Genomic DNA, 15,166 nt, shown 5'->3' on the forward strand with positions numbered 1-15,166 from the left:
TCTACTTATCTTGTTTTTCTTCTTTCTCTTCAGTTCCAAATGATTCAGCGTAAAGAAACTTATGTGTTGCAAATAATCCTGCAATTGCAGCCACCCCTGCCAGTACCTCAAATCCCGATACATGTCCTACTATCATCTGCCTTGCAATAGCAAAAAGCAGAACTTCAATAACCGTACCCGGAGTATGAGTGCAAAGCATCTTTACAAACTCAACTCCAATTGCAAATGTCATAACATTCTCAAGGAAGTACTCAAGCGTGGCATTATCACATCCTATTCCCAGTACACTTTCCACAATAAATTTTCCTGCAAGAAATATTATAGCTATCAGTAAAAATGCAGATAACACAATCTCAATATATGAAGCAGCCTGCTGCATAAATTTTCTTAATTTCATTTTCATAGGGTAAACTATCCTTTCAATTAATTTTATATATAGTGCCTTATTTAAGCATTAATTATATCTTATTCTTAATAATTAAGCAATTGTGCCCCTATCGCTTTCATTAAATAATTCAATATAATTATATAGTGAATGTGCATAATTTTATTTGACTTTCATAATGTTTTTTAGTAAACTTTAACAAGTTGGTGTTTTGAAATATGATAATAAATGACGCCACATTTATTATCTCTACAGGCACGCGTAACGGACATAATTTTTTAACGAGGAGAAAAACATGGAAGCTTTATTAATTCTAGTCATCGTTGCAGCCCTGCTTGCGCTCGGCTATGCAGCATTCAACTTCATCGGTGTTAAGAAACTTGATGAAGGAACAGACCGTATGAAAGAAATCGCAGCAGCCATAAGAGTTGGTGCTAACGCATTTATTACATACGAGTATAAGATTATTGCAGTAGTAGTTGTTATTATTGCAATCGCATTTGCAGCTATATTCACTGTCCAGTATGGAGAATTCAGCTGGGAGCCATCTGTATGTTTCATGATTGGTGTTATCATGAGTGCATCAGCAGGCTGGGTAGGTATGAAGATTGCTACTTACGCTAATGTAAGAGTTTCTAATACAGCCCGCAACACTAAGAACATTGGTTCAACACTTAAGGTAGCTTTAAAAGGTGGCTCAGTTATGGGTCTCTGCGTTGGCGGTTTCGCACTTTTAGGACTTTTCCTTGTATACATCATATTTGGATTTGGTCTTAACATGCTTGACATTGAGGCGCTCCGTGGTGCTCATGTATTCACACAGTGTCTTTCATGCTACGCACTTGGCTGCTCTATTGTTGCTATGTTTAACCGTGTTGGTGGCGGTATATATACTAAGGCAGCTGATATGGGAGCTGACCTTGTTGGTAAGACAGAAGCACACATCCCTGAAGATGATCCAAGAAATCCTGCCACTATCGCAGATAACGTTGGTGATAATGTAGGTGATGTTGCCGGACTTGGTTCTGACCTTCTTGAATCATTTGTTGGAGCTATATCTTCAGCAATTATTCTTGCAGTAAGTCTTTACCTTTCAAATGTAGCTAATAACCTTGAAGTTTCAGACGAAATGCTATCTAAAATGATGTATTTCCCACTTGTATTCGCTGCAATCGGACTTATCGCATCTATTCTTGGTATCGCTTATGTTCTCTTAAAGAAGGGTTCTGATAATCCTCACAGAGATCTTAATATCTCAACATGGAGTGCTGCCGGAATTACAATTATCGGCGGATTCGTTGCTACATATCTGTTATTCAATGGCGAGAATGCAGATATTCTTAAGGTTGCAGGATTTAACATTGGTTTCATATCACCTTGGATTGCTGCTTCACTTGGCGTAGTGAGTGGTGTTATCATCGGTGGTATCGCAGAATACTATACAAGTTATGATTACAAGCCAACACAGACAATTGCACAGGCTTCTAAGGAAGGTGCAGCTTTAACTATTACACAGGGTCTTTCAGTTGGTATGAAGTCTTGTATGTACCCACTTATTGTTTTAGGTATTACAACTTATGTTTCATACGCAGTTTCAGGCATGTTCGGTATTGCTATGGCTGCCGTAGGTATGCTTTCATTCGTATCAGCAACTGTTTCTGTTGATACTTATGGACCAATCTCTGATAATGCCGGTGGTATTGCAGAAATGTCAGAGCTCGAACCTGAGGTAAGAGAAATTACTGATAAGCTTGATTCCGTTGGTAATACAACTGCTGCCATCGGTAAAGGCTTTGCTATCGGTTCAGCTTCACTTGCAGCACTTTCACTTATGGTTAGTTTCCTTTATGCATTCCAGCCAGAGGGAAGCAGCCTCGACCTTAACTTCACTAACCCACTTATTCTTGCCGGTGCTTTAGTTGGTGGTGCTCTTCCATATCTGTTCTCAGGTATGCTTATTGAAGCCGTTGCCAATGCTGCCCGTAAGATGGTTGAAGAAGTAAGAAGACAGTTCAGAGACATTCCTGGTATCCTTGAAGGAAAGGCTAAACCAGACTATAAGACATGTATTGAGATATCATCTCAGGGTGCATTAAAGGAAATGCGTATGCCAGCTATCATCTCAATCATCTTCCCTGTAATTGCCGGATTCCTTTTCGGACCTTACTTCGTAGGCGGTCTTCTTATCGGTGCCACTCTTTCAGCTATCATGCTTGCCATCTTTACAGGTAACGCTGGTGGTGCGTGGGATAACGGTAAAAAGTACATCGAATCAGGTGCTATTGAAGGACAGGGCAAAGGCTCTCCAGCACATGATGCAGCCGTTGTTGGTGATACTGTAGGTGATCCATTAAAGGATACTGTAGGACCATCTCTTGATATCCTTATCAAGATTATGTCTACTGTTTCACTCGTTGCCGCAGTAATGTTCTACAACTACAATCTACTTTACCTTATCTTTGGTATAAAATAATATTCCGTATAAAGGAGTTGGGGCGACAGACCATAAAGGTCTGCCGCCCCTGTTTTTATGTATATTTACTTAACAAGTGCTTCCCAGCGCTCCTTTGGAATTGAACTGCTCGTCACAATACATTCAGGGTCTGGTGCAATGACATGCCTTACAACATTAAACACCGCCTGTGCATCACACAAAAGACACTCTGCGTCACCAAATGTTACTTCACGCACAGCCTTACAGTCAAGAAATGCCTGATTAAGCTTAACAAAATCCTCTGATATGTGAGGCTGGTCTGCGTTGTAATGCTTTCTCATATATGAATCCTTAATACTGCCATCAGGCATTACAATCTGTAACTTCATCGGCTTATCTGATAATCTGTGTGGTACATTAAGTACCTCTTCAACACTATGAATAAATGTATTGCGCTCATGTCCTACTCCAACAAGCAGAACTTTTCCTCCACAGCTTCTTAATCTGTCGTAACATCCGCCTGGTGTACACGGTGTATTGTTATTCTCCTCGCTCGCCAGATATTCTGCCGCTTTCTTTCCAATTCCTGCCATGCTGTGTGTAGGATGTAGTGACCTTATTACTCCGTCTCTTTTAAGAAACATATTAGTAAGCAGTCCGACACATGATGGTGTTTCTTTAGGATTATATACCGGTGAGTCCGCATTTATATTCTTCCATGTATGTGTTGGAAGAAGTAAAAGTCCATGTCCGAAATATTCAATCCATGTATCAAGTACTATATCTGCCCCGCCTTCAACTTCACCGATAGATTTCATTGATGAATGAATAAGAATCGTCTCATCACCTGTTAAACCCATATTCTCTAACTGCTTCTTTAACTGTTCTTTTGTATACATATTAGTCCTCGCTTTTCACATATCAATATAGTAAACATATTAGCACATTTATCCTTGAAATATCCAGTAAACAATGCAATAATTACTTTTAAATAATTTAATTGAAAGGAATTAATTCATCATGACTAAAAGACGATTGACACGCAGACAGCGTCAGGTAAGAAGAAACCGTATTATTCTCGCCTGTGCAGCTGCTGCTTTACTTATCATTATTATTGTAATAATATCTGTTTCCATGAAAGGCTGTTCTAAGTCTAAGAACGCAGATAAGAATGGAAAATCTACAACTGCTAAGGTTGAAGAATCAACACAGACAAAAGAAAATGAAAGCACCAGTGAAGAAGTTTCATCAACTGATACTAATACTGATACTTCATCTGCAATTATGTCAGGAGAAGTATCTTCACATGCTTCTTCTGACAGTTCTGAATTCGCCCCTCCTGTAGTTCCATCTGGTAATACAGTTTCCAAAGGTACTACTTCTAAAGGCTTCCAGATTCAGGAAATTAATGGAGCAACTTATATTGACGGAGTACTTATTGCCAATAAGACATATGCTCTTCCTCAGGATTTCATTCCCACTAATCCTGACCAGCCTGTTAATGCAGACAGAAGCTCAACATGTCTTGACAAGACTCTTATGAGTGCATGGAACACTATGTTAAAGGATGCAACTGCTAAAGGTCTTAATATATATATTGCCAGTGGATACCGTTCATATAATTATCAGGTTAATGTATATAACAGATATGTTAAAAGTGATGGTGCTGCTGTAGCAGACACATATTCATCAAGACCTGGCAACTCTGAACATCAGACTGGTTTATGCTTTGACCTTAACACTATTGAGGACAGCTTCCAGTACACTAACGAAGGCAAGTGGGTTAATGATAACTGCTACAAATACGGCTTCTGTATCCGCTTCCCTAAAGGCAAAGATTCTGCTACCGGATATCAGTATGAATCATGGCATCTTCGTTATGTAGGTGTTGACCTTGCCACTAAGTTATATAACAATGGCGACTGGTTATCTCTTGAAGAGTACTTTGGAATTACTTCACAGTATCCGAATTAAAAACATAAGGCGCGGAAAAATCCGCGCCTCAATTGTTATAATTGTTTTACAAATCTTCTTACCATTACCAGACATATCAGAAGCTCTAACGGCATCAGTACTATAAACCACATCGATTGCCAGATACATTCATACATGCATATCATTACAATTTTATCTCTTTCCGCTCCTGTATTGATAAGAAGTTTTATTCTTTCTGTATACCTTTCCAGCCTTCCTTTCAGAATAATTGTACTTACCATAAGATATATTACAATTGCAGCAATTCCTGTAATTCCATATGTCATCAATGCTTCTATTGTCTTATGTCTCATCTGGTTCTTTTCATCTGAATATGATGTATACGCAAATCCGGCTGAACCAAGATATGAAGAAACAACATTATCTGTTGCCATTACAGACGAACCAAGATTATATTTTATATTAATCCGGTTAGGATTCATCTTTAATTTCATATAATCAGGCAGTTCATCAAGAAACAGGTATTTTTTAATAAGTTCATTCTGGCTGTCCAATGCATTATGCAAAAGCTGCGTTGAACCAATTACTGTATACTGGCCAAATTCAGGTATTATGTACTTGAATTTTTCTTTTATTTCATCAGTTACCTTTACTACTTTAACCACCTTAGTACTGGCTGCTGGTACAAGATATGTGTAAAATCCATACTGGCTATACCACCACTCCTGTGAAATAATTGACCTCCAGACACCACTGTAATACTCATCTGAACCTGAAGCATCCAGCAATTGTTCTTTACTTATATCCCCAGCTTTATACTGATTATATATATTCATAATATAGGCATTATCATGTGTCTCGGCATATACATCTAAAATTTCTGTTATCTGCTGGTCAGTTATATTTTTACATATATAATCTTTTATTGATTGTGTATCTGTCTGGCCTTCATATCCATCAATTGTCTCCTCAAGCAATTTATTATAGGCATTGATATATTCATCGCCTGATTCGTAACTGTCATTTCTTTCTAAAACCATTTCATAATTATGAAGTTTAAGAGTAACACCATCCTTCATGCTGTCATCATATACCCCAGAATTATTTACATCCAGAAATACAACAACTTCTGAACCTTCTTTGAATCCATCATAATCCAGATTTCCCCCAGCATAATCATTAAGAGAATTATATATATCCTCCTCCGGTTCCACATATCCGGCAGCAAAAATATATTTTTTATCTGCACCACCTGACTTTAATGATCTTGCCAATGATATACCATTTCCAACATTATCAGTATTGATACCTGTCCATGTAAATGTTCTTGCTGTTTCGTAATATCCCATGGTTATATCATCTACGCCATCTATATTTTTAAGATAATTCAAAACATCATCACTTATATTCCTGTACATACAGCTGTCGCCAAATTTAACATCATTAAAATAATATTCTGATATGGAATGATTCTGAAATGGAGAATACTCCCATGTATCAGGTATTTTTTTCTCTATCTGCTCTGCAGTATACACATCTCCTTTTTTCACAAGACTGGCTGTGTAATCATAATAAACTGTATATGAACGGGGAGTCTCTTTTACCGCATAGCCTACAATATCAGGTTTATCCGTTATCCTTAAGTACTCTCTGTATGCAATGATACAATTAATGGCACATACAACAGTAATAACAGCCATTGCCAGAGAAAACACTCTTATTACTATATTCTGGAAACAGCCATCAGACCACTTAAATCTTTTCGCAGTAGTTTTAACAAATGTTTTTTCTGTCATAACATTTTTAAAATTGTATGTCCGTTTTTTTCGGTTCAGGCTGCTTAATCTGTCCGTAATAATCCCCGCCAGAAAACTGACTGCCACTGCAATTACAAGTGTCAGAATAATCCTTATCAGGGTATATTGTCCTATTGAGAAAAATGACACATTTTTAAAATATTTTATTAAAGCCTGTATGACATACCCTGTTCCAGATGCTATTCCAAAACCAATGACTGCCGAAATTGAAAGTATAAATATATTCTCTGTTAATGTCATAAAAATTATCTGCCCTTTATCAGCCCCAAGGCATTTTTGAATAAATCGGACATTTTTTCTTGTCTTATTATACATTGTAATCTGATATGATATTATCGTTATTCCAACAAGCATAATAAATACATAAATATAATTATTAACTTTTGCATATCCCCACGGCTTATAATCATACACATTACTATTATATGTAAAATTAAACTTAAGGCCTGATTCTTTTCTTAAATTCTCAGCTATACTGCTATAATCCTGTTCATCTAAGAAACTTTGTAATGAATATGCATATATGTATGTTTCATCCGTCGCAATATTGTCTGCCTCATTTTCCGTAACAATAATTCCCGGAAGCTTTTTACCATCATTCCATACATTTGTATAGCTGTTCATTATTCCGCAAAGCGTATATTCTTTATCATTAAGTGTTATATTATCTCCAATGTCTGTGCCCTGCCCAAGCCTGATAAGAGAGTTCCTGTCTATTGCTGCCTCATTGTCATTATCCGGCATCTTACCTTTCTCAAGTGCTATACTGCCCATGCTGATAAAGCCATCTGACATTGTACCAATCATAATATCTGATAAATTGGTTCTATCCTTTACGCTTGTTACAGTTTTTGCAGTGTACACATTTCCGGTATAAGGATGGTTTTTAATGCTTTCGTTTTCCTCTGGCTGTTTAGACCTGTACATTACAAACCAGTCTCCAAAATGCTTTTTATTATCAGCCTTCTGCCAGTTTGACATATTTTCCTGCAATAACAGTACCCCTGTAACAAATGTAAATGCGAGCACTACTAATACCATGGACCTTAAAATGTTTTTAAATCTCCTGCGAAGTCCCCTGAATGTCAATGCTATAATTTTGCTGTTCATACCCCCACACCCCCTGTCACATTTCCATCTGTGATTGTGAGTATGCGGTCTGCATATTCTGCCATCTGCCTGTCATGTGTAACCATAACAATAGTCTGCTGATACTTAGACGCTGCCAGAGTAAGCATTTGGGCAACTGTTTCTGCACTCGCCGCGTCAAGATTTCCTGTCGGTTCATCAGCGAATATAACTGACGGATGTGTAATCAGTGCCCTTGCGATTGCAACTCTCTGCTGTTCACCACCTGACATCTGTGCAGGAAATTTATCCTTACAGTAATCTATGCCAAGTGATTCCATTAATTCAGTGACTTTCTCCTCATCAGCTTGCTCACTGTCAAGAATTAACGGAAGTATTATATTTTCATATGCTGTATATTCAGGAATCAGCTTATAATCCTGATATATGAACCCAATATGCGTGCGTCTGAATTTTGCCAGTTCTGAATTCTTAAGATTATCAATCTCTTTTCCTTCTATGTACACCTTTCCCTCATCTGGCTTGTCTATAGTTCCAAGAATTCTTAACAGTGTTGACTTGCCTGAACCACTCTTTCCGACAATTGCAGTAAATTCGCCCTTTCTTACTTCAATATCACACTGGTTCAGCGCATTAATCTTTACCTGTCCTGCTGTGTAAGTTTTAGATATACCTTTTGCGCTTAATATTATGTCCATATGCATCCCCCTCTCATCCCTGATTTCTATCTGGGATAATTATATCTTGTAAAACTTACATCCAGCTTACATGGACTGATATTTTGTTTTTAATCTGTACATCGGGAGTGTCACAACGAATTCAGCTCCACCATATTTTTCACTGTTACCAGCCTTTATGCTTCCATGATGTGCCTGCACAATAAGCTTTGACAGATTAAGTCCTATACCCGCCTTAAAATCCGCCGCACTGCCATTAGTTTCAAATCTGTTAAATATACTGTTAAACTGCTCCGTACTTAATCCTTTGCCATTATCAGCAATCGTAACTACGCAGTCATCATTCTTTCTTGTTACATCAACATATACCTTAGTATTGTCATCTGCTAAATATTCTGCACAGTTGTCGAGAAGATTAATGAAACACTCGACAATCCAGCCTTCATCTGCGTACATACATAATTTTTCATTGCCATAATCCATAACAATTCTATTTCTGTCGACTACACTGCTGTTAATGCTTTCCTGAAGTATTGCCGCAACATCAACCTCATCACTTGTCATAACAACTTTTCCAGCCTCAAAGCGGCTTATGTCAAGCAGCTTCTTTATAAATGTTTTGATTCTGAACGCATTACCTGTACAATCAGCTATCTCCTTACACTGCGGACTGTCATCACATTTTTCCTCAAGCATTTCCAGCTTCATAGTTATAATTGCCAGCGGCGTATTAATCTGATGTGCAATATTCTCAATAAAATCCTGCATCTTCTGATGCTGCTCTTTATTATAAATGTGTTCATTCTCTAACTGCTTAGAAAGCCTCTCGTTATCTGCATATACATCGCACACTTTCTTTACAAAGTCCTTATGTCCAAGTCTGTAACAGTTATATAATCCTGAACCGAGTGCAATTAAAAGGACAGCTATCATTGCTATTAAAGCGTACATTTCCCCATTAAGTCTGCTCATATACGAAAAACCATGGCTGCCGTATCCGGCACTTTCCATGGCTGTTCTACCTGCTCTGATATTGTTATCCGTTATCCCTGATGAAAACATTTTTCGTACAAATGTTTCACCATATGCATTATCATGTAAATACAATGCACCTGCCAATGCCTGCTCTTTAAGTCTGTAATACACTATAATTCCGGCTATAACAGCCGCATTAATCAATCCATATATAATAACGAAAACAGTCTGTCTTTTCCTGAATGCAGACAGTTTCTTCTTGACCATATTATCCATAAATCCCCCTGAAAGTTATTAGTCAATCCACCTGTAGCCCACATTTCTTATAGTCTCAATGTATTGCTGATGCTTCTCACCATATGTTCCAAGCTTTGCTTTTATTCTGCTCATCGCAACGGTAAGTGTGTTATATTCAACGAAATTACCGTGAATATCCCATATTTTCTCATATATAGCATCACGCCTTACGACTCTGCCTTTATTCTCTATAAGCATTTTTACAATATCGAATTCATTAGTCGATATATTTAGTTCATCACCCTGACGGCTTATCTTATATCTGTCAAAATCAACGACAATATCACCTTTCTTATAGATATATCCTGCATTGAACTTGCTTCTTCTTAAGTTGGCACTTATTCTTGAAAGCAGCTCCTTCGTATAAAACGGCTTTGTTATATAATCATCTGCACCTATATCAAGCCCTGTAACTATCTCTTCCTCATTATCACATGAGGTTAAGAATATAACCGGCACTTCGCTTGATTTTCTTATCTTCCTGCATATATCAAACCCGCTTCCATCAGGCAGTTTGACATCCAACAGAAACATATCTATCTGCGGATTGCCAATAAATTTATCTGCCTCACCGCAGCTTCCGGCAGTAACTATCTCATACCCCTTATCAATCAATAAAAGCTTAAGGCTTTCACATAATTCCTTCTCATCTTCAACAACAGCTATCATAATTTCCGTTCCTTTTCACATATCCTGTCATACTGCTTATACATTTTCTGCACCTCGTTTTCAAGCAGATAATAATGCTTTATGTATGGCACAAGCAGAATAAGTATTGCAATCGTAAGCACAAGCAGTGGCATACTTAATTCAGAGTCAATCGCCCCGACTATCACATATGCACACACTGTCAGCAGTTCCAATATCGCAAATGTTATGGTTACAATCAAATGCACAAGCCTTTCATGCTGAAAGAATGCCACCTGTGTAAGATGCTCCTGCTTGATGTATTTCCAGTCGCAGTCCTTATCTGACTGTAATAATGAATCTATGTATTTTCTGTATGTTAAAATACGGTTTTTCATAACTATCACCTTCCCGATATCGCACTCTTAAACCATCTTCCCGTCTCAGACAAATCACCATCACTCCAGCCGCTCTTGGCACTGCAGCCAGATGATATAAGTGCTGATGTCTCTGCCTTATTGCTAAGACTCCATGCAATAAAACTCAGCTGATTGCTGTTCATGAAGTCAAGCCACTCGTTGGCAGATGCATAATCTATTCCACCATTGCCTGATGCGTCACATATACTACATTCACTGATAAACACTGGAACTCCTGCATTAAGTGCTGTGCTTATCTTATTTCTTATATTTTCTTTATGTGTTCCTGCATAAAAATGTGCCACATACATAACATTTCCATCATCAAGCGTATTGCCAACAACGCTGTCAACATCCTGTGACCATGTGTTAGTTCCTACAAGTATAAGTGCATGATCGTCGAATTGTCTTATTGTGCCTATTACAGTCTCTGCATATGGCTTAATGTCTGAATTCCAGTCAGCACCAACAGGTTCATTACATATTTCATATATTACATTGTCATGGCCTGAATACTTAGATGCCATTTCTGCAAAGAAATCACATGCCTCCTGTGTGTGTCTTGATGGTGCATAATTAAGCACATGCCAGTCTATGATTACATACATTCCAAGCTCTGTTGCATAATTAACACCGTTATCAATAATCTGCTTTAATGCCGCTTTGTCTCCACCTGAAAGATATCCATTATATTCTTCAGGATACATAGCAATTCTCACTACATTTGCACCCCAATCGTCCCTTAAGGTTGCAAATGCATCATAATTAACATAGTCTGGAAACCATGATATTCCGTGTGTACTTACCCCTCTTAGCTGGATAATGTTACCTGATTCGTCAGTTAATTTCGTGCCGGATACCTGAAGTCTTCCTGTTGGAACTGTTGTGACTATGCCTGCATTGCTTCCTGTATCAGAGTTATTTCCTGAATCATTTCCAGAATCACTTCCACCCGGCTGTGCTGTATCATCTCCTGATGCTGTATTTTCCACCACTGTTGATTCTTCACTTGAATCTGCAATTTCTTCTCCCGCTTTATATGCCTTTCCATCATCAGCAAGCACTATCTCCATTCCCGATTCCAGCTTGAAATCAAGTGTATATTTCTTAAGCTCCTCCTTAGACGCGAAACTGATAATAAAGCCCACATTATTCATCTGCGCCTGACTCTCAATTATCTTATTATAATCAACCGGCACGACACTCCATTGTAAATCCGAAGTATCAACTGTACAATTCCAGCTCTGCTCCAATGTAGTGCCATTGGTAGTATTAATCTTAAATGTCCAGTCTGATATCTTTACATCCTCCTTATTATCAATAATAAGGTCGTACTGTGCATAGAATCTGCCATTGCCCTCCCATGAATTAGACTGCTTAAACTGCATTGTTACAGATGTCTGTACCTGTTTTCTCTCATCTGCCTTAGCTGCCTCTGTCACAGAATCTGTCTGTTTCTCGTTATTCACTGTAGTTTCTTCATTAACATTTTCTTTATGTTTACCTGATTTTGATAATACTGCAAATGTAACAGCTAATCCTGTTACAATTATAGCTATAACTATTATTATACATAATTTCTTTTTATTCATCATATGTTTTCCCTCCCCATTTTTTATTATAGCAAAATATACAAAAATACACCATATCCTGCATTATAATCAGAATATGGTGTTAAAATTATCTTTTTTCTCTGTCAATATATTCTTTTTTAGTTACAAGACTCTTATATGCAGGACGTATTATCTTATCTGTAGTTATTAATTCTTCCAGTCTGTGTGCACTCCAGCCAACTATTCGGGCTATAGCAAATAAAGGTGTATATAACTCTCTTGGTATATCAAGCATATCATATACAAATCCACTATAGAAATCTATATTAGGACTTACTCCCTTATATATTTTTCTCTGTTCTGCAATAAGCCTTGGTGCAATTTTTTCAATATTATTATATAAAAGCATATCTTCATTGCGCCCCTTATCTGTTGCAAGCTGCTCCACGAATCCCTTAAACACTTTCTCTCTTGGGTCTGAGATAGAATATACTGCATGTCCCATACCATATATAAGACCTTTTTTGTCAAATGCCTGCTTGTTAAGCAATTTATCCAGATATGCAGCTATTTCTTCTTCATCTGCATAATCTTTAACATGCTCCTTAATATCATCCATCATATTCATAACCATAAGATTAGCGCCACCATGTTTCTTTCCTTTTAATGATGACATAGCTGCGGCAATAACAGAATATGTATCAGAACCAGAGGATGTTACAACTCTTGTAGTAAATGTAGAGTTATTACCACCACCATGTTCCATATGCAGCAGTAATGCAATATCAAGAACCCGTGCTTCCAAATCTGTAAAACATGTATCTGGTCTAAGCATTCTCAGGAAATTCTCTGCTATAGATAATTCCTTTTCTGGTCTGTGAATATACATGCTCTGATCCTTCTCGTAATGATTATAAGCATGATATGCATATGCTGCAATCATCGGAAATGTTGCAATAAGCTGCATACTCTGTCTTAACACATTAGGTATATCTAAGTTGTCTTTTTTCTTATCATATGAGCCAAGAGTCAGAATACTCCTGGTCATTGAGCCCATTATATCCGCTGTAGGAGCCTTCATTATAACATCTCTTGTAAAATTAGTTGGCAGCTTCATACACTCTGATAACTCATCACGGAATTCCTTTAACTGGTCATTGTCAGGAAGTTCTCCAAACAAAAGCAGATATGCTCCTTCTTCAAAAACATACTTTTTCCCTTTGCTTCCTGCAACAAAATCTCTTATATTGTATCCTCTGTATGACAGTTCTCCATCACATGGACACTTTTTACCATCACGGTATTCAAAAGCCTTTATGTCAGATATATTAGTAAGCCCTGTCAATACTCCCTGACCATTTTCATCTCGTAATCCACGCTTTACGCCATACTCCGAATACAGGTTCTTGTTGATACTGTCATTGTTTTCACAAAGAACCGCCATCTGCTCCATGTAATTATCCATATTGTTCATTCCCATTACCCCTTTCCTGCTACTCATTAAAATTTTTTATATTATTCATTTTCAGATAATATATTATTAAACTTAAACATAAATACTATCGTTGTTACAATAGCCGCAATAATATCACTTACCGGCTCTGCAAGAAATACAGCAAATACTTTATCTTGAAAAATCAATGGTAATATGAATATAAGCGGTATCAACAATATAAGTTTCCTTAAACATGCCAGTATAAGACTGACTTTTGCCTGTCCCAACGCCATAAAACTCTGCTGACAGCTTACCTGGAATCCCATTGCAAATATTCCTGCCATATATATTCTCAATGCCCATGCTGTATAATTCACAAGTACTTTGTCACTTGTAAATATACCGGCAAACAGCTGTGGTGTAAGCATCATAATTGCCCAGCTTATACATGTGAATATTACACATGCTTTAAACTGCGTAAAAAATGCTTTCTTAACCCTGTCATTATTCTTTGCTCCATAGTTGTAACTGATAACCGGCTGTCCACCCTGACATATTCCCTGTAACGGCATAACAATAAGCTGATTAGTGCTTGTTATAATTGTCATTGCTCCTACCGCAAGGTCTCCGCCGTATCTGGAAAGACTTGAGGTAAAGCTGATTGACAAAATACTCTCTGTAGATAACATTACAAATGTTGATATTCCGAGTGCAAGACACGGTCCGATTATCTTCGCATCAAGTCTTAGGTTAGCTTTCTTAAGACGCAGTATTGTCTTGTTACCCGTCAGAAAATGCAGAATCCACACAGCTCCGACAGCCTGACTAAGCACTGTTGCCAGTGCTGCTCCTCTTACTCCCATATTAAATACAAATATAAATATAGGATCCAGAACAATATTAATCACTGCACCAATTACTGTAGTCAGCATGCTGATCTTAGCAAACCCCTGTGTTGTGATAAACATATTCATTGCCATAACAATCAGGACAAATATGCTTCCAAGAATATATATTCTTGCATATGACAAAGCATATGGAAGCGTTGCATCACTTGCGCCAAACCATCTTAAAAGCTGTGGTGCTGATACATAAAACACCGCCGTCAATACAACCGCACATATCATTATAAATGTAAAACAGTTTCCTATAATTCTCTCAGCTGTATCATTGTCCTTCTTTCCCATAAATATTGCTGCCCTTGGTGCTCCTCCTGAACCGGCGAGCATTGCGAATGCATTAATAAGCATAAGTATAGGAGTAAAAAGTCCGACCCCTGTAAGAGCATTAGCCCCAATACCCGGAATATGTCCTATATATACACGGTCAACTATGTTATACAGCAGATTAACAACCTGTGCCACAACTGCAGGAATTGCAAGCGAAGCAAGAAGCTTTGATATATTTCCCTCTCCAAGATTTCTTGTCATATTATTATTCTTCATCATAAACCTCTTCGTTCTGTTTAATTGCCAGATGTCTTTCACACATATACTGACCATTAATTTATTTAACTATAATAT

General features: G+C 37.6%; 12 protein-coding genes. 2 read left to right on the forward strand and 10 right to left on the reverse strand.

Annotated features, from left to right (window positions below; translation table 11 throughout):
• Nucleotide 1: 1 nt before the first annotated feature.
• Complete coding sequence (locus EUBELI_RS14515) at nucleotides 2-403, reverse strand: hypothetical protein (protein WP_012740849.1); 402 nt, start codon at nucleotides 401-403, stop codon at nucleotides 2-4.
• Nucleotides 404-680: 277 nt separating this feature from the next.
• Between EUBELI_RS14515 and EUBELI_RS13020 the strand changes: the two genes are divergently transcribed.
• The gene (locus EUBELI_RS13020; protein WP_012740850.1) at nucleotides 681-2,858 is read left to right on the forward strand and encodes a sodium-translocating pyrophosphatase; all 2,178 of its coding nucleotides are present in this window, start codon (nucleotides 681-683) and stop codon (nucleotides 2,856-2,858) included.
• A 65-nt stretch (nucleotides 2,859-2,923) separates the two neighbouring features.
• Here the strand turns inward: EUBELI_RS13020 and EUBELI_RS13025 are convergent, their stop codons facing one another.
• Nucleotides 2,924-3,718, reverse strand: a complete 795-nt coding sequence (locus EUBELI_RS13025; RefSeq protein ID WP_012740851.1) for an AAC(3) family N-acetyltransferase — start codon at nucleotides 3,716-3,718, stop codon at nucleotides 2,924-2,926.
• A gap of 121 nt (nucleotides 3,719-3,839) precedes the next feature.
• Between EUBELI_RS13025 and EUBELI_RS13835 the strand changes: the two genes are divergently transcribed.
• Nucleotides 3,840-4,793, forward strand: coding sequence for a M15 family metallopeptidase (locus tag EUBELI_RS13835; RefSeq protein ID WP_012740852.1), 954 nt, complete (start codon nucleotides 3,840-3,842; stop codon nucleotides 4,791-4,793).
• Nucleotides 4,794-4,828: 35 nt separating this feature from the next.
• On the opposite strand, the gene EUBELI_RS13035 is transcribed toward EUBELI_RS13835, so the two are convergent.
• The 8 genes from EUBELI_RS13035 to EUBELI_RS13070 all read right to left on the reverse strand — a co-directional run bounded on the left by EUBELI_RS13035 (nucleotide 4,829) and on the right by EUBELI_RS13070 (nucleotide 15,088).
• Nucleotides 4,829-7,681 carry an ABC transporter permease gene (locus EUBELI_RS13035; protein ID WP_012740853.1) on the reverse strand — a complete coding sequence of 951 codons (2,853 nt, stop codon included), beginning with the start codon at nucleotides 7,679-7,681 and terminating at the stop codon, nucleotides 4,829-4,831.
• A complete protein-coding gene (locus EUBELI_RS13040) occupies nucleotides 7,678-8,364 on the reverse strand; it encodes an ABC transporter ATP-binding protein (protein ID WP_012740854.1) in 687 nt (228 codons plus the stop codon). The genes EUBELI_RS13035 and EUBELI_RS13040 overlap by 4 nt, the downstream gene beginning before the upstream one ends.
• 60 nt (nucleotides 8,365-8,424) lie before the next feature.
• Nucleotides 8,425-9,588 (reverse strand): sensor histidine kinase, encoded by a 1,164-nt coding sequence (locus tag EUBELI_RS13045; protein ID WP_012740855.1) that lies wholly within the window; start codon nucleotides 9,586-9,588, stop codon nucleotides 8,425-8,427.
• Nucleotides 9,589-9,606: 18 nt separating this feature from the next.
• Entirely contained in the window at nucleotides 9,607-10,278 is a 672-nt protein-coding gene (locus EUBELI_RS13050) for a response regulator transcription factor (protein ID WP_012740856.1), read from the reverse strand.
• Nucleotides 10,275-10,634, reverse strand: a complete 360-nt coding sequence (locus tag EUBELI_RS13055; protein ID WP_041688985.1) for a hypothetical protein — start codon at nucleotides 10,632-10,634, stop codon at nucleotides 10,275-10,277. Before EUBELI_RS13055 ends, EUBELI_RS13050 begins: the two co-directional genes overlap by 4 nt.
• Nucleotides 10,635-10,639: 5 nt before the next feature.
• Nucleotides 10,640-12,250, reverse strand: a complete 1,611-nt coding sequence (locus EUBELI_RS13060; RefSeq protein ID WP_012740858.1) for a cellulase family glycosylhydrolase — start codon at nucleotides 12,248-12,250, stop codon at nucleotides 10,640-10,642.
• Between the two features lie 85 nt (nucleotides 12,251-12,335).
• Complete coding sequence (locus EUBELI_RS13065; RefSeq protein WP_041689145.1) at nucleotides 12,336-13,682, reverse strand: citrate/2-methylcitrate synthase; 1,347 nt, start codon at nucleotides 13,680-13,682, stop codon at nucleotides 12,336-12,338.
• A gap of 41 nt (nucleotides 13,683-13,723) precedes the next feature.
• Nucleotides 13,724-15,088, reverse strand: a complete 1,365-nt coding sequence (locus tag EUBELI_RS13070; RefSeq protein ID WP_041688986.1) for an MATE family efflux transporter — start codon at nucleotides 15,086-15,088, stop codon at nucleotides 13,724-13,726.
• Nucleotides 15,089-15,166 lie beyond the last annotated feature (78 nt).

Source organism: [Eubacterium] eligens ATCC 27750 (genome assembly GCF_000146185.1).
In the GTDB taxonomy this organism is placed as follows: domain Bacteria; phylum Bacillota; class Clostridia; order Lachnospirales; family Lachnospiraceae; genus Lachnospira; species Lachnospira eligens.